Source organism: Pseudomonas sp. MPC6 (assembly GCF_006094435.1).
GTDB lineage: Bacteria > Pseudomonadota > Gammaproteobacteria > Pseudomonadales > Pseudomonadaceae > Aquipseudomonas.
Genome location: NZ_CP034782.1, coordinates 58,905 through 74,588 on the forward strand (window position 1 = coordinate 58,905; position 15,684 = coordinate 74,588).

The following is a 15,684-nucleotide window of genomic DNA, read 5'->3' on the forward strand; positions in this document are numbered from 1 at the left end:
TCAAACCACCCACCGATTACGATAAAAAAACCGCCTTTTGGCGGTTTTTTTTAGTCTCGGAAACGCTTCCTGAACCACCAGGGTCGGGCATAGATGACTCCACCACGTAAGAATCCCAGCAGCTTGTTCCAGCACACGCTTAAAGTCCACCCAAGCTTGGCCAAAATCCCGAACATGATAATTACGCCCACGGCCATGTAGAACGTAGTCCAGCTCGGAAAATACATCCAACCCAGCAAAGGCAAGTACGCTGAAACCGGAATGCCCAAAGCGGTCAACGGTTCTGAAGCAGCTCGCCAAATTGAAGGCATACGTCTAATTCTCCTGCGCGCTTAGCGAGCGTTTTCTGAATTCCTTCATGCCTGCGACGCCGACAAATTCATCCTGCAGGATCCTGCCGTTCTGGTACAGCCTCCAAGCTTTATCATCGAGAGTGCCTGCAGCATCTTCAAGCTTGGTACGAATCAACATTGCCCATTCGTTATACGGAAGACTTTGCATTTCCGACCTGAACTCCCGATCAAATACCAGGTACTCACGAATCGCCGTGCGCTTTCCATCGGTCGTTTTAAGGAGCCTTTGCACAATGATAACCCGCAACGCACCGGCGAGCCGCGACGCAATCCCGGACTGTTGCTCGGGTGGATAGGTTTGAATTGCCCGGTTGATCGTTTCTGCTACCGACTCCGTGTGCATCGTGGCGTAACACGTATGGCCCGAGAGAGAAGCTTCAACCATCGCCTCGATAGAGACACGGTCCCGCGCCTCTCCGATACCAATGATACTGGGCTTTCTACGAACGGCATTGCGCATCGCTTTTGGAAAGTCTGCGATATCGCGGCCGATTTGCGACTGTGCCGGTTGAGGTCCCTTCCAGTGTGGCCCTCCAAGCACGTACTCAATAGGATCATCGAAAGTGATTACCTTGCGATCAGGCATCACCGTTCCAATGTGCTTGTACACCCCAGCCTGTAAGGTAGTTTTTCCCGAGCCTGTTGGTCCACAGACGATGACCAACCCAGCTTCGGGAAACAGCTCTTCAAACAGATCAGGCTCGATCCCCATTTTTTCGATATCAGGGAGATCGACCGGAATCACGCGCATGGTGATTGAGTACGCTTCATCCAGGTTCGCAATCCGGGCCTGAACAAAGTTGGTACGGAAGCGCAGCGTCATGCCGCGCTCAAGGCCGATATCGCTGCCAGTAATCTCAAGAGCCCGATCTACGCCTTCATCGCCACGCTTGATCAGGCTTTCAATCTCAGGGGACCACAGAGCAGCGATCAGGACTGACAGCTGTCCTTGTTTCACAGTGGAAACGGATGCCCTCAACTGCCTGCCATGCAGTTCAGCCCAGATGTAGTCGCCGCCTTGCACCAAAACGTCTGACACCCCCTGATCCGCGCAGTATTTTAGAAATCTGCGAAAACTATGCGGACCAAGATCACCCTCAAAATTGAAGGGCTCCAGTATCGGTTGAGTCATTGCGCTGGTACCTGGGGGCTAGGCGCGACAGCGGATTTAGGTTTTGGAGCTTCCTTCTTAACGGTTGGACGCCACTTTCCAGGATCGGTAATGAACTTCGCCTTGTCAGTAACCCGTCGCAGCTTGTCGCCCAACATCATCTGTTTGCTATCCCCGGTAACCGTTTGCTGAGATTCAGCAACACGAGTCGTCGTGATCATGTCGGCTTGGAGCAGTGTTGAGTAGAGGTGCATTCCGGTGTAGTCGCGAGTAAGGCGATGAAAATTCGCTTCAAGGATCGCATCGGCTTGCTTGTAACCGTCTGCCCAACCTTCACGGACTGCCTTTTTCCAGATCTGATCTTCAGCATCGTCCTGCGGCCGAGACTCGAAAGCAGGCAGCTCAACAGACTGCCGCACTGGAAGACCTACATATAGGTAGTCCCTCCACGTTGGCGGTACGCTGACAAAGCGCTCTTCACGTTCAATCTTGTAGACGCGGTTAGCTGTCCGAATCTGGTCCGGGGAAAAAGCAGCCAGGTCACGAGCTTCGACAATCACCGGCGGCAATGTGCCGTTTTTCGCAATCATCGGGCCAAACTTGTACATGGCATCCAACGCCGGTTCGCGGCTGTTGAGACCATCAATAAGTTCGTGACCCCGAGCAGCCATACCGCCGCGGAAGCCTACCGTGTGTCCCACACCCGTTAGAAGCTGCGAGCGGATATCAGTGACTTTGGTAGTGGCTTGGGATTGAGGGTTGAGCAGAGCATCCAGATCAGGAGGCGACGTTTCAACGGACGATTTTGTATCGTTACTCGACGGATCGAGCACAGGCTCCTCAGCTGCATGGGCGGCCAAGGAGATCATCAGCGGGAGCACAGCGAACATAAACCGTTTCATGAGAATCCCCCTGTTCAGCCTTGGGGCCGGTTGTACTGAAGAACCAGTTTGTCCGGGGCCTCAGTAATGGCTGCACGGTACCCGATCTGCGCACGCAGCATAGAAAGCACTGTTTGATACCGGGCGCCCTTGACGTCGATGTTCACGGGCAATGGCATACGTAAACCCATGTATTCAAATCGCTGACCGCGGTCTTGTGCGAGCTTTGTAAGGAGCTGGATAGCATCGCCCTGCCAGCTGATGGTGACGAATTGTTTGTCGTCCAGGTTCGTGTTGGGTGTACGCATGACCACACGACTATTCAGTGCGCCGGCCTGGTACAAATCGACTTGGGCAGCTTCGATTTTCTGGGTAGCTTCGAGAATCTGCTGATCAACCAGGGTTTGGGCGCTGACATCTGGCTGCTTGGATGCGCAACCAGTGAGAGCGATTGCAGCAAGTAGCGCGGCAAACGGGTATCGGTTCAGGTCCATAGGAGTATCTCCGTTGATTTCGTATGAATACTACAATACGGAAAAGCGCATAACAACGACTGTTATGCACGTGGGCCGCGTTTAACAGGGCGAACCTTCGCAAGAGCCTGCTGCTCAGCAATGGCCTTAAGGCGTGCCTTGAGGGATGGATGAGCCAGATCGCCGGTGTAACCACGTTCAATTAGGGCTTTGAGCGCCGCATCAATGAACTCGGGCGACCCTTTTATCTCAATGGGCCTCTCCCATCGAGCCCGCGTGTCGTCGAGTGCGTGGGCCAGTAGTTCGTCATCAAGAAGCCCGCCAGGGAAAGAAACCTTCCCGCCGTGATCCACATAACCAGGATCGCCATCCGCTCGACGAAATACCACAGCTCCATCACGGCGAACGGTACCGACAGAGAACAGATTCGAACTGGACTTGGGATCTATATCCCCGGCAAAAAGGATCGCATTACCTTCTGCATTTTCTTTACGTCTGTGGCTATATGAAAAGCCACGTAATTGACTAATTGCACCAGGGTCGCCATTTGCAGCCCCACGCTCAACCCACTCGCGAAAAGTGAGTTTCTTGTTAGCGGCATCATCTTTTAATTCCCGGCGTAAGACTTGGATTTTAGTTTTCAGTTCCTCGCGGGACCTTAATGTTTCAAACGCGAGAATACTGTAGAATGCTTTACGATCAAGTGGATTTCTTATTCGAGACTTTATGTCAGCGCGCTGTTGGCAGGCCTGGTCTCGTATAATAATAAATTGTTGCTTGACCCACTCTTTATCAACTCGGCGATATACAAAGGCAGCACGGTAGGCATCGAAACGTGCCCGTGTTGCTTTGCGAAGCTGTGCGCGCTCTTCACGACGATTTTGACGCTCAAGAGGATCTCGTTTAGGGGAGGCATATTTATCGTAAGTCATGCTGCTCATAAAGCCTTTAAGCAGCTCACGCTCCTGGAACTCGCCAAGACGTTTTACAAGCCGAGCTAAAGACAACTGCTCATGCATGTCACTGGCTTTGATGCCTGTGGCTGAGACTTCGTTAAAATCATATATCGAAAGCCCCCGACCTTTAGGACGAATACCCAATCCAAATTTAGCTAAATTGGAGTGGAGAGTTTGCCATGACAATTTATCGGACTTCAACAATTTGGCTATTTGCTTTCGAGGTTCCCCGCGAGCGTATGAATGGAGACTTTGCTGATCAGCATGACGCTCCATATCAGCAGCCTTGGTTGGAAGTTTGCCTTGCTGCTTTGCTTTACTAGATGCCCATTGAATGATGGGCTTACCATTCTCTTGGACAACAGTATTTGGCCCATTATCGTGTTGCCAGCCGTAACGCAATTCCAGCTCACGCATTGCATAGTCTAATCGAAAGTAATCACGGTCTGGATAAACGGCATTGAATGATTCAGGGTGTACACGGTTTACAGTCATATGAAGGTGTACGTTGTCCGTGTCATGGTGAATCGCAAATACGTATTGATGGTCTTTCATGCCCACTGCTTCCATGGCATGAAGTCCAGACGCAAAAGCTTGATCGTCAGTTGGTGATTCGTCAGAAGGCCAACTCAGGATCACATGGTAAACAGGGTCTTTTACTCTCGCATTCTGGGCGGCTACTGCTCGCATCTCTGCAGCCGCGGTAGCCAGGCTTAAGCAGTTGTGCTGACACGAAACCCCAGAGGTAGATTTCTCGTTTATTGAATCACCCAATAACGAGCCTGATTCGAGTTCCGCTATAGCTTCTTGCTCATCTCCTCGATCCCTTCGCTGAGCGGTTGAAGCATGAAACGCAATTGAGGTTCGACGGGCTCGGGCTCGTGCCGCAAAGTCAGGATGATTTCTTGTAGCTTGTCGGAGATGACTTGCTGCTGTTGCAAGATGGTTTCGAGCAACGGCAATGCTTCTTTCATGTTCATCGGCATCTAGCTCTTGGTGCTGCTGGTGACTACGTCGGTCAACGTTTCCAGAAACTTCGTGTTGAGACGTGACATGTCGACGCCCATCGGTATCAAGAGCCCTTCGAGCACTTCCAAGACGCCCTCGGATGGCATCTGCATCTGCAAGGCTAATTCGTCCAGTCGCTCGCAGATTGTCTGCTGCTCTTTCGAGATGCGCTCTAGCAGACTCAAGAATTGCGTTGTCTCTTCGGCTGTAGCCTGGATCGAGCTCATCGGTGAGTTCCTCTTTTTCATCGTCTCGTTGAGTTGCGTATTCAACCAAATCCGCAAAACTGGATTTACCGTCAGCTCTGCGTGGTGGGACTTTGGCAAGCATTACGTTCCGATCCTTGATATGGCCGTTTTTAGCTCAACCAGGATCTGTGCGTACTCCTTGGATAGCTTGCCGCCACCTTCGTTAAACAGGTGCTTTTGAAGCCCCCCAAGCCTGCGCAGCTCGTTGAGGATGTGTCCCTCCATCTTGCTGCGCGTGCGCCGATTCAACGCAGCCGCGAGCATGAATTGCCCAACGCTTTGGCCGCAGTCATATGCCTTCTGTCGAACGGTTTCTTCCTCGTCTTCAAAACACCTAATAGGTGGCAGGCGGCCGGTTCGGCGCCGCTGTTCACTCGTACTCATAAATAGGTCCTTCTCTGTTCAAGGGGTCTCGGGGCGCAGCCCTGAGCAGGGAGGTAGGCATCGCAAGGGAGTGAAACGACTGCAGCGAGGCCGGTTGTACGTACGCCATTTATGGCGGGAGTACAAACCCTACCCTGTCCAAATTTATAGACCTTATTTCGTATGCAGGCTATCGTACAGACCTTGACTGCGCAAGAGATGCCCATAGAATCGAGTCAAATGCACATTCTGAGGAAAGGCGAATGGCGATCAGCGTTTCGCAGATAGAAATACTTCGAGGGAAGCTTGAGGAGATGCCTCAGGTAGAAGATCCAGATCGAAAGGTTTCAAAGCTGGAAGCAGTAAGGATGATGGCCTCGTCTATCCGAGACTTGCAGTCTCGGGGGTACAACATCGAGAAAATTGCAGAAATCCTTACAGATAGCGGCTTGGACATCGCTCCAACAACGCTAAAAAGCTATCTCACGAAGGTGAAGGGGTCGCCGGGGAAATCAAATCCGCGCACCAGCAGTAAACCCCGTAGCACATCGAATGGCGCTAGTCGTGGGGAGGGGAAAAAAGCACCAGAAAAGCCCGTTCCGGAAGTCAATCCGAAACCTGCGAGTAACACGAAAATTGCACCCGGAGTAACACCGGTTACACCTGGTAGTTTCAAACCTAAGGATGATACTGATGAAATCTAAAGACGCTAAAAAAGGTGACATTTACGTCGTCGGCGGTGGTAAGGGCGGTGTAGGAAAAAGTTTCACCACGATTGCGCTTGTTGATTCCCTGGAACAAGCTGGGGTGAAGGTTCTCGTCATCGAGTCGGACACGTCAAACCCTGATGTTTGGAAAATGTACAAAGACCAGATTGAAACAAGGCTGATTGACCTTGATGATGCAAATGGATGGATTGACCTAGTTAACGCTTGCGATGAATTCAAAGACCACGTTGTAGTGATCAATACAGCGGCACGAAACAATAAAGGTGTGGTGGCTTACGGGGAGACGCTTAATAGCACCTTAGCGGAATTGGGTCGGGAGCTTACAACGCTGTGGGTAATCAACCGTCAGAGAGATAGCCTTGAGCTACTTAAGGAGTACCGTGATGCGCTTCCAGGGACCAAGGTGCATGTAATCAGAAACGGATATTTCGGCGACGAACAAAAATTCGAACTCTACAACTTTTCAAAAACGCGTGAGTCCATTGAAAGTGAAGGGGGAAAATCCCTATTACTTCCTGATCTTGCAGATAGGGTCAGTGACGATTTGTACAGTAAACGTTTGTCGATTTCACGAGCTATGACCGAACTCCCAATTGGTAATCGTGCAGAACTATCCCGTTGGCGGCGTGATGCAGCGCGTATGATTGGCGAGGTGATTGATGGATGACATTGAAAGCAGTTTTAAGGCATTACTCGGGCGTCAACCATCAGAAAAGGAGGTTGAAAGGTTATACCGTGTTAAAAACGCGCTAAACATACGTGACAATGATGCGATGTGGATGATTCTGATGGCTCTAGAATCATATGACACGCTATACAGCAAATACCCTGCGCTCATCGCGGGCCAGGTCGATGTGGTTATCGAAAAACAGAGAGAACTTATTGCTGAAATCGTTGACGCTGAAAGCAAGAAAGCTTTGAGTACACTTTCCGCCGCGGTGGCTCAAACCAGTCATCTTGTTGCTACTAAAGTTGCCAATACAGCACGTTGGCAAGCATGGGGTTGGGTTTGTGTCGGGCTGATTGCATTTGGTGCTCTGTGCCTAACTGCTGGGTTCGTCTTAGGCAGTGGTAACATGCCTTTTTGGGCATTAACCCATCAGACAAACAATCCGCTCGAAATCGTCGTATCAATTTTGCTGAAAGCGCCGGTTGGTTGGATGATTCCATTAATAAGCTCTGCAGTTGTTATCGTAACGCTCGCAAGCAACCGTCAACACGCTATTGGAAGGCCTATAATCATCAGCCTATTACTGCTGGTTTCTTTGTCCATCTACTGCATACACACGATAATTTGATACAAACCCCGGGGGTTTTTTTATTTGGCCCAATCATTCCGTATAATATCTACAATACAAAATTGTTTGATATAATGGCTTACCATATCCACGGAGGTGATTATGAACAGTTATGAAAATATCAAAGCAATTCGTGCTGCGGGTGTAACTCTTAAAGGATACAGCGAATCTGAAACGCATCGTGGCCTTGCATGGTCGTGCAAGGTTTATTATCAAAACAAGGTTGGACTTGTTAGCAATTCCGGTACTGGCGGAATTACTGCCTGTCACGTTCCATCCGAAAAGATACTATCTATCGTAAACGACTTAAAGTTAAACGGTTACAAGCTTACGTTGGATCTGGCAGGACATGAAGGCATTGAGCCAACCGAGCCTGGCGAATGGTTTGTGGATGCAATCACTCAAATGGTTGACGAAGTTGCACGCCTTAGACAGCTAAAACGCTTGGTTAAAACGCACCTGATAATAAGACAACACTCGTCTGAAAATGAATTTTCGTTTTATAAAGTGGTTCCAAGTGACGCTTCAAAAGCTCGACTGGTGAGGCAGCTTGGAAGCGACCTCATAGACTTCATGAACGATGAAATACAGCGTTTGTGACGCTGTATGTTATCCAGACGCGAACCCGCAATGGGCGGGTTCCTCATAAAGCCTTTCTAACCTAATTCGTAGAGACCTATGGAAATTGGTAACCAGCTCCATGATGCCTTTTTGGCCGAGGTGGCCGATATCGAAGCTTGGGCTTTCGGGCACGGACCCCGGGACGTGCGTGAGAAACATGACGCCTCGGCTGGTGAACTCAGAGGTACGATCGCCGTGGTTGTAATGACCAGGATTGCTCTGGGGGATCCCGGGTTTGAGGAAGCTTTTCCAGAGTACGCACACGCGAATCCCTACAACCATGACTGGACTGCGCCTACAAAATCTGGTTAACCCCTCCTCCTCATTAATGGTGATAAAAACCGTTATCGTGAGTTTTTTCTAAGGATGACGTTATGGCTCAGCAGGTGACTTCCATTCCTACCGCGACCCAATTATGCGCAGTCGGAAATTATGCGCAGTTCGCCCCTACCCGGTTTCGTGATCGCATAGTCCGTCTGCTTTCCGGGTCTCCTGGCGCGTTTCCGACACGCCATAATTTTCGGTGGTTTCCTGTAGAGTCCGCTCCCTGGCGAGACTTGATCGCCGCCATGGCCCCACCAGGAAGCAAGCTCACGCGCTATCGCCCGATTGACGCCCTGCTGAAGTTTCTGGAAAGTCTCTGAAATTATGCAAAGTCGGCAGTGGTGGGCAACCAGGCGCGCTGCCACCACCGCCGCATACCTGACATAATTTCCGACTGCGCATAATTGCGATTATGCACAGCTTGGCATAAACGCAAGAACTGGCTCTTTGCAGTTTCACTGCGCAGCGGCAAACGGGCAGCGGAGATCATGAGTTTGATCCAGACGGCGCGACTCAACGGGCACGATCCGTATGCTTATTTGAAGGACGTCCTCACGCGCCTGCCGACGCAGCGGGCGAGTGAGATTGCGGAGCTGCTGCCGCATAAATGGCGACCGGTTTAGTTGCGCAAGACGGGATGGCCGGACGTACCGTTGCTCATTGAGCCAGTTTGGCTTTCACCGCATCCGGGCCCGGCTTTCCGTCCCAAGTAGTGACACCGGCCAGCCAAATATCAAGCATTTGCGGATTCTTTTTAAGCCAGGCTTTGGCAGCAGATTCTGGCTCCATCTTGTCATCCAAGATTGAACCCATGATGTGGTTCTCCATGGTCAAGCTGAAACTCAGGTTTTTGAGGAGTTGACCAACGTTTTGGCATTGATCGACGTAGCCTTTTCGTGTGTTCGTATAGACGGTAGCTTGTCCGAAGTTGGGGCCAAAGATCGCGTCCCCTCCCGTCAGGTATTTCATGTTAAAGCGTGTATTCATAGGGTGGGGTTCCCAAGCTAAAAACACGATGGCGGACTTACGTCGTTGCGCTCGCTCGACCTGGGATAGCATGCCGGATTCACTGGAAGCGACAACCGTGAAGCCGGCGTCCTTCAAACCGAAGGCGTTTTCGTCGATGGCCTTGAGCACTGCAGCGTTGCCTCCATCGCCCGCTTCAAGGCCGTAGATCTTACTACCCAATTCGTCTTTGAATTTGACGATGTCGGAGAAATCTTTGAGGCCGCGATCCCAAAGCTCTTGAGGTACAGCCAAGGTGTATTTGGCATTTTCCAAGTTTGCGCGGACTGTATCGATTTTACCGGCTTCTCGATAGGGCTTCAGATCCGCTTCCATGGTCGGAATCCAGGTGCCCAGAAAAACATCCAGGTTTCTACCCTCGGCTAATGCTTTGTAGGTAAGAGGGACACCGAGTAACGTCACCTTGGTTTGGTAGCCAAGACTCTTCAAAATGGTTGTGGTCAGAGCTGTTGTGCTCTGGATATCCGTCCAGCCAGGATCGGAAAGTTTAACGAGGCGACACTGCTCTGGTTCGGCAGCAAAAGTTGTGAATGACGCTGTGAGGGAAAACATCAGTAGCATGGGAAGCGAAGCTTTCATGGCGCGAGTTCCTCGAAAATGTCGACAATTAGATCGACAGTTATTGTTATTACATCGACGGTACTTATTTTTATTTTCGGATTTCGATCTTTCGGCTACACCACTGCGGACGCGCCAATCCATGGTGCAGGTTGTACATATCGCTTACGCGCTGATCTGACTGCGCCGTAAAAGGCGCTGAGCGGCCAACACGTTGGTCAATGTTCATCAATAGCTGCTCACTGGCCGCAAGCAGTTGCGAAGTACCCGGACGGTATAGGTGGTGCACGATGTGAAGGCGTTTGTAATCTCTATCGATCAACTGGGTGCGTACCTGCACCACATCGTCCAGCTTCGCTTGAAACAGGTAGTTGATGTGCGCTTCAAGCGTGTAAAGCGTATGCCCAGAAATGGCCCGACTTTTTTCATCTAGACCAATATTTTCCATTAGCGCGTCGGTGGCATAGCTGAACAGCAAGAAATAAAACGCATCTCGTAAGTGGCCGTTGTAGTCGATCCAGTCCTCTATGATCGGAGTTTCGAAAGTCATCAGTAAGTTGTTCAAGGGTTATCCTTTAGGAATGAGGCCTGCCCAAGGCTGGCCGAGAACAGCGTTAGAGATCAAGTTCGAGTGATTCCGAGATAGCTCGGGAAACGCAGACCATCATTGAGCAGTTTTTCTTCCTTTCCGTCTCTGACAGCACACTGTCTCGATGATCAGGAATGCCAGCCAGCACGCGGGTTTCGCAAGACGCATAGGTACCTTCACGACATGAGTTTTCGACGTTGATACCTTGAGCTTCGAGCACTTCGAGGATTGATTTATCAGGAGGAACGTCAAAGATTTTTCCGCTCTTCGCCAGTTTGACGGTGAAGGTTTGCGCACGAATCGGCGCCGTAGGTTCCTTGGGGGTAAACCATTCGAAATGAACCTGTTCCGATGGAAATGATTCTGCGGCAGCTTCGACTGCGAGCATCAGTGGCGTCGGGCCACAGGTATAGAAGTGACTGGTGAGCGGCTGCTGAGCAAGGGCACTGACAACATTAAATAATCCACCGGCTTCATTATCGACGTGTAACGTGACCCGATCGCCATATTCTGCTAACTCTTCAAGAAAAGCGGCACGTTGGCGATTGCGCACCAAGTAATACAGATGCCATGGACGTTGTTTGGCTTCGCACCAATTAATCATTGAGAGGATCGGCGTGATGCCGATGCCTCCGGCGAAGAAAACATGTCTCGCAGCATCCTGCGCGAGGGGGAAGTTGTTGTGCGGAGGTGTGACTTTGATCAGGTCGCCAACCCGCAGTGATTGGTGAACATAGCGAGATCCACCTCTGCTAATCGGGGAAAGGCCTACGCCCACCCGATAACGATCCCGTTCCCGAGAATCGTTGCAGAGGGAATACTGGCGGATCCCGCCCTCGGCCAGATGCAGCTCTATGTGTGCTCCGGGAGTGAAGCCTGGTAGTTCGCCACCAGAAGGTGCACGCAGATCGACGACCACCGCGCCTTTCGCTTCAGCAGCGATATCGACAACACGCAGGGTGAGATGATCGACTGGCATAAATACCTCGTATTACCCAAGTTCAACAAAAGGCTGGCGTCCTGCCCAAGTGGTGAAAGGACGCCAGTGCCTGCGAGTCCTCACTCCACCTGATCTGTGATCGTTAGGCTCGACGCAGACTCGCAGTTGTCTTCAGCATTGCGGTAATCAATGCATCACGAGCGTTTGACAGGTCTGCTTGAGAGGCCCCTTGTGACTCCTCGTTGACACCTTCGACGAGCAGGGCGGAGGTCTCGGCATCGAGTCGCGGGTTGCCGAGGTCATCCCACCAGCGGTGAAAGCTTTCGGTGTACTTTTCACAGAATGATTCCAGCCCACCAGGGCCACCACCTAGGTTGAACAGCATCGTCGGCCCCATCGCCGCCCAGCGCAGCCCGGGGCCTGCCCAGACGGCCGTATCGACATCTTTGACGCTGGCAGCGCCAATCTTCACCAAGTGAATAGCCTCACGCCACAACGCAGCCTGTAGTCGGTTGGCGACGTGGCCGGGCACTTCGCGGTTGACGCGAATGGTCACTTTCCCCACCAGTTCATAGAACTTTTCTGCTAGCTCAATGACCCCTTTGGCGGTTTCGTCATTGACCATCAGCTCCACGAGTGGAATGAGGTGTGGTGGATTGAACGGGTGGCCCAAAATGAAGTGGGATGGGTTTTTCCATCCCGCTTGCATTTCGCTGAGAGGGAGTCCCGATGCGGAGGATGCGACGATGGCGCCAGCCTTGAGCACTGGCTCGATTTCTGCGTACAGAGCATGCTTGATATTGATGCGCTCAGGTACGCTTTCCTGAATGAAGTCGGCCGACTTTACGGCCTCGGCTGCAGTCGCATGGAAACTCAGCTCTCCTGGTGCATCGGCTTTCACCAGATCCAATTCAGTCAGCGTTGGCCATGCCGCTTTTACATAGTCACGTACAAAGGTTTCCATTCCCTCGGCAGGGTCGAAAACAGCCACGTTTCGCCCGGAGGCCAAAAAAAGTGCAGTCCAGCTCGCCCCGATTACACCGGCACCCAGTACAGCAACGTTTTGGAAATCGCTCATTAGAATAACCTCGGTTGGAGCGGGGAAGCGGTGGTCAAACCACCATCGACTACGATGCATTGGCCCGTGACAAAACCGGCCTGGTCAGATGCGAGCCAGGCCACCATATTTGCAACATCTTCCGGCTTACCGAATCGACCTGCCGCGTGACGGGCGAGCGCGTCGGCCTTAGCCAATGAAGGGTTTTTAGCGAGGGCGAAGCCGTCCTCTGCCATGGCCGTCATGATCCAGCCAGGACAAACAGCGTTGCAGCGTACGCGTGGCCCGTGATCAACGGCAATGGAACGGGTGAGCCCATGAACGAAAGCTTTCGAGGCGTTGTACACGGCCATAGAAGGGTCAGCATTCAGGCCGGAAATCGAGCCGATGTTGACGATGACGCCACCGCCTTTTTCCATACCCGGCAGGACTGCTCGGCACATGTTGAACGTGCCCTTACCGTTGATACCCATGACCAGATCCCAATCGTCATCGGAGGTATCAACGACGGTTTTCTCCACCTGCACGCCGGCGTTGTTGATGAGTACTGTCGGTGAGCCGAACAGCTCTTGGGTTTGCGACACAATTCGATTGGCGTCTTCGGCTTTGGAAACGTCAGCCTGAACCCAGGCAACCTGTGCATTCAGATCTTCAGGACGAGGGCCTCGGCCGCATGTGAGTACACGAGCCCCTTGTTCCAGAAACCGTTCAATAATCGCGCGCCCTATACCTCGGCTACCACCTGTCACAATGATGATGTCTTTGTTCATAGCTATTACTCGTGAGCAAACATTACGTGGCGAATCGAGGTGTAGGCATCGAGTGCGTAGACCGACATATCGCAACCATGTCCTGAACCTTTCATGGCCGCCCAAGGCATTTCTGGGGTGGCTATGCCGTGAGTATTGACCCAGGTGAAGCCATAGCGAAGGCGGCTTGTTTCAGCCATCGCTCGACCGTTATCACGTGTCCATACTGAAGAGGCCAATCCGTAGCGGCCTGTATTGGCAATGGCGATCGCGTCTTCATTTTTCTTGAATCGCGACACGGTGATGACAGGGCCGAACATCTCGTTTGTGGCTATTTCCGAGTTGTTATCGACGTTCGCGATCACTGTGGGCGAGTAGAAAAAACCCGGCCCTAATCCCATCGTTCCTCCGGTGACGACTTCGGAAGAACTGCGCGCTCTATCAACGAAGCTCGCTACCCGCTGGCGATGTTCCGCAGTGACCAATGGGCCCATTTCCGTGCCAGCGGTACGCGGCGCTCCAGTCCGAATTTCCGACACTACCAACGCAAGTTCCGCGACTACGCGGTCGTAGATCTTGTCGGCCACAATCAGTCGGCATGGTTGAGCGCAGTCCTGGCCTGCATTGAAAAACGCCGTACTGCGCAAGGTTGCAATCAGCTTGGGGATATCAGCATCTTCGTGAACGATTACCGGCGCCTTGCCACCCAATTCGAGATGAACCTGACGCATCTGGATTGAAGCTGCGTGCATGGCGGCTTTACCTGTGGATGGTGAGCCGGTGATGCTGATGCCTTCAATCCCCGCAGCATTGATAAGACGATCACCGACATTTACCCCGCGACCATGGATGACGTTGACAACACCTTTTGGCATTACGTCCTGCAGCAACTCTGCTAACCGCAATGTCGACAATGGCGTGATTTCGGAAGGTTTGAGCACCACGGTACATCCTGCAGCGAGTGGTGCGGCCAGCTTCCAGGCGGCCATCATGAGTGGGTAATTCCACGGAGCAATGGCTGCCACCGGCCCGAGCGGATCGCGGCGGATGATGCTGGTGTGATTCGTTACGTACTCGCCAGCTGCCGAGCCCGACAAAGTACGTGCAGCGCCGGCGAAGAAACGGAAGGTATCTATTGTCAGCGGCATTTCATCGTTCAACGCCGATGGCCAAGGCTTACCGACATTCAAGCTTTCGAGCGCGGCCAGTTCGTTCGCGTTCGATTCAATGACCTGCGCGATTTGCAGCAGTAACGCAGAGCGACTGGCCGGTGTGGTCTTGGAATAGGTTGTGAACGCCTCTTGCGCAGATCTCACGGCTGCTTCAACTTGCTCGTCACTTGCCTCGCGAACTTGTGTTATTTCCACTCCTCTTGCCGGGTCAAGAATACTCAGCGCGTTTCCTTCGCCTTCAATCAGTTCGCCATTGATCAGCAGTTTTGTTTGCATGGTGCTCTCCGACAGACCGTGGTTCAAAACGCGACGTTGTTGCCACCCTTGAGTCCGAGTCTCGTCCGAGCTTCTTCTGGAGTAGCGACCGTCAACCCAAGGCTCTCGACGATTGAACGAATCTTGCGAACTTGTTCTGCGTTGCTTTTTGCCTTTTCGCCAGGGCCGATATAGAGACTGTCCTCAAGACCGACGCGCAGGTTTCCACCCAGCAGCGCGGCTTGCGTAGCGAATTGCATTTGGTTCTTTCCGGCGGCGAGAACAGACCATTCGTAGTCCTTGCCGAAGAGTTTTTGCGCAATGGTGTGCATGTGCATCATGTTGTCCAGATCAGCGCCGACGCCGCCGAGCACACCGAACACCATCTGTACAAAGAATGGAGGTTTGATCCACCCCTGATCGATAACCCAAGCCAGGTTGTAAAGGTGCCCCAGGTCATAGCATTCGAACTCGAACTTTGTTCCGTGACCTTCTCCCAGCTCTTTGAGGACATACTCGATATCGGCGAACGTGTTTCGGAAAATAAAATCGCGGGTGCTGTCGAGGAAGGCGGGCTCCCAGTCGTGAAGCCACTTCGTATGTTTACCCTTCATTGGGAAAATACCGAAGTTCATCGAGCCGACATTTAATGAAGCCATTTCCGGGCTGACGCTCACCGCTGCACGCAGACGCTCTTCGCGGTTCATGCCCAAACCTCCGCCCGTTGAAACGTTCAGCACCGCGTCGCTCTGTTGCTTAATTTTCGGCATGAAATCGCGGAACAACTCAGGTCTCGGGTCAGGCTTTCCCGTTTCCGGATGACGCGCATGCAGGTGAATGATTGAGGCACCCGCTTCAGCGGCTTCAATCGAAGATTGGGCAATTTCATCTGGAGTGATCGGCAGATACTGCGACATGGTGGGCGTGTGAACACCGCCGGTGGTCGCGCAGGTAATGATGACTGATTTAGGCAT

The 15,684-nt window shown here is 52.1% G+C and carries 19 protein-coding genes and 1 pseudogene; 5 read left to right on the forward strand and 15 right to left on the reverse strand.

Going from position 1 to position 15,684, the window contains the following annotated elements:
- Positions 1-50: 50 nt before the first annotated feature.
- From icmT to mobA, 8 genes are all read right to left on the reverse strand, one after another.
- Positions 51-311 (reverse strand): IcmT/TraK family protein, encoded by a 261-nt coding sequence (gene icmT, locus ELQ88_RS34455; protein WP_138962903.1) that lies wholly within the window; start codon positions 309-311, stop codon positions 51-53.
- 4 nt (positions 312-315) lie between these two features.
- Positions 316-1,485 carry a plasmid transfer ATPase TraJ gene (gene traJ, locus ELQ88_RS00580; protein WP_138962906.1) on the reverse strand — a complete coding sequence of 390 codons (1,170 nt, stop codon included), beginning with the start codon at positions 1,483-1,485 and terminating at the stop codon, positions 316-318.
- Positions 1,482-2,366: a type IV secretory system conjugative DNA transfer family protein gene (locus tag ELQ88_RS00585; RefSeq protein WP_138962908.1), complete on the reverse strand. Its 885-nt coding sequence runs from the start codon at positions 2,364-2,366 to the stop codon at positions 1,482-1,484. Before ELQ88_RS00585 ends, traJ begins: the two co-directional genes overlap by 4 nt.
- Before the next feature lie 14 nt (positions 2,367-2,380).
- Positions 2,381-2,839, reverse strand: a complete 459-nt coding sequence (locus tag ELQ88_RS00590) for a DotD/TraH family lipoprotein (protein ID WP_138962910.1) — start codon at positions 2,837-2,839, stop codon at positions 2,381-2,383.
- Between the two features lie 62 nt (positions 2,840-2,901).
- Positions 2,902-4,548, reverse strand: coding sequence for a TraI/MobA(P) family conjugative relaxase (gene traI, locus ELQ88_RS00595; RefSeq protein ID WP_194151123.1), 1,647 nt, complete (start codon positions 4,546-4,548; stop codon positions 2,902-2,904).
- Positions 4,549-4,571: 23 nt separating this feature from the next.
- Positions 4,572-4,748 carry a hypothetical protein gene (locus ELQ88_RS00600; protein WP_228761523.1) on the reverse strand — a complete coding sequence of 59 codons (177 nt, stop codon included), beginning with the start codon at positions 4,746-4,748 and terminating at the stop codon, positions 4,572-4,574.
- A 12-nt stretch (positions 4,749-4,760) separates the two neighbouring features.
- Complete coding sequence (locus ELQ88_RS00605; RefSeq protein ID WP_138962916.1) at positions 4,761-5,009, reverse strand: hypothetical protein; 249 nt, start codon at positions 5,007-5,009, stop codon at positions 4,761-4,763.
- Positions 5,010-5,111: 102 nt separating this feature from the next.
- Positions 5,112-5,414, reverse strand: a complete 303-nt coding sequence (mobA, locus tag ELQ88_RS00610) for a plasmid mobilization protein MobA (protein ID WP_138962918.1) — start codon at positions 5,412-5,414, stop codon at positions 5,112-5,114.
- 242 nt (positions 5,415-5,656) lie between these two features.
- Between mobA and ELQ88_RS00615 the strand changes: the two genes are divergently transcribed.
- The 5 genes and pseudogenes from ELQ88_RS00615 to ELQ88_RS00635 all read left to right on the forward strand — a co-directional run.
- Positions 5,657-6,097, forward strand: coding sequence for a hypothetical protein (locus tag ELQ88_RS00615; protein ID WP_138962920.1), 441 nt, complete (start codon positions 5,657-5,659; stop codon positions 6,095-6,097).
- Positions 6,087-6,788: a P-loop NTPase gene (locus ELQ88_RS00620; protein WP_138962922.1), complete on the forward strand. Its 702-nt coding sequence runs from the start codon at positions 6,087-6,089 to the stop codon at positions 6,786-6,788. The genes ELQ88_RS00615 and ELQ88_RS00620 overlap by 11 nt, the downstream gene beginning before the upstream one ends.
- Positions 6,781-7,419: a hypothetical protein gene (locus ELQ88_RS00625; protein WP_138962924.1), complete on the forward strand. Its 639-nt coding sequence runs from the start codon at positions 6,781-6,783 to the stop codon at positions 7,417-7,419. Before ELQ88_RS00620 ends, ELQ88_RS00625 begins: the two co-directional genes overlap by 8 nt.
- Before the next feature lie 102 nt (positions 7,420-7,521).
- Positions 7,522-8,019, forward strand: coding sequence for a hypothetical protein (locus ELQ88_RS00630; RefSeq protein ID WP_138962926.1), 498 nt, complete (start codon positions 7,522-7,524; stop codon positions 8,017-8,019).
- Between the two features lie 782 nt (positions 8,020-8,801).
- A pseudogene (locus ELQ88_RS00635) lies at positions 8,802-8,987 on the forward strand (transposase domain-containing protein); the annotation flags it as partial.
- Positions 8,988-9,021: 34 nt separating this feature from the next.
- Here ELQ88_RS00635 and ELQ88_RS00640 read toward each other — a convergent pair.
- The 7 genes from ELQ88_RS00640 to ELQ88_RS00670 all read right to left on the reverse strand — a co-directional run bounded on the left by ELQ88_RS00640 (position 9,022) and on the right by ELQ88_RS00670 (position 15,684).
- Positions 9,022-9,969 (reverse strand): choline ABC transporter substrate-binding protein, encoded by a 948-nt coding sequence (locus ELQ88_RS00640; RefSeq protein ID WP_138962928.1) that lies wholly within the window; start codon positions 9,967-9,969, stop codon positions 9,022-9,024.
- 70 nt (positions 9,970-10,039) lie between these two features.
- Entirely contained in the window at positions 10,040-10,513 is a 474-nt protein-coding gene (locus ELQ88_RS00645) for a thioesterase family protein (protein ID WP_138962930.1), read from the reverse strand.
- A 49-nt stretch (positions 10,514-10,562) separates the two neighbouring features.
- On the reverse strand, positions 10,563-11,516 hold the full coding sequence (locus tag ELQ88_RS00650) for a PDR/VanB family oxidoreductase (RefSeq protein ID WP_138962932.1): 954 nt from the start codon (positions 11,514-11,516) through the stop codon (positions 10,563-10,565).
- A gap of 103 nt (positions 11,517-11,619) precedes the next feature.
- A complete protein-coding gene (locus ELQ88_RS00655; protein ID WP_138962934.1) occupies positions 11,620-12,555 on the reverse strand; it encodes a 3-hydroxyacyl-CoA dehydrogenase NAD-binding domain-containing protein in 936 nt (311 codons plus the stop codon).
- A complete protein-coding gene (locus ELQ88_RS00660) occupies positions 12,555-13,304 on the reverse strand; it encodes an SDR family oxidoreductase (protein ID WP_138962936.1) in 750 nt (249 codons plus the stop codon). Before ELQ88_RS00660 ends, ELQ88_RS00655 begins: the two co-directional genes overlap by 1 nt.
- A gap of 5 nt (positions 13,305-13,309) precedes the next feature.
- Positions 13,310-14,731 (reverse strand): aminobutyraldehyde dehydrogenase, encoded by a 1,422-nt coding sequence (locus ELQ88_RS00665; protein WP_138962938.1) that lies wholly within the window; start codon positions 14,729-14,731, stop codon positions 13,310-13,312.
- A gap of 23 nt (positions 14,732-14,754) precedes the next feature.
- Positions 14,755-15,684 (reverse strand): 3-keto-5-aminohexanoate cleavage protein, encoded by a 930-nt coding sequence (locus ELQ88_RS00670; RefSeq protein ID WP_138962940.1) that lies wholly within the window; start codon positions 15,682-15,684, stop codon positions 14,755-14,757.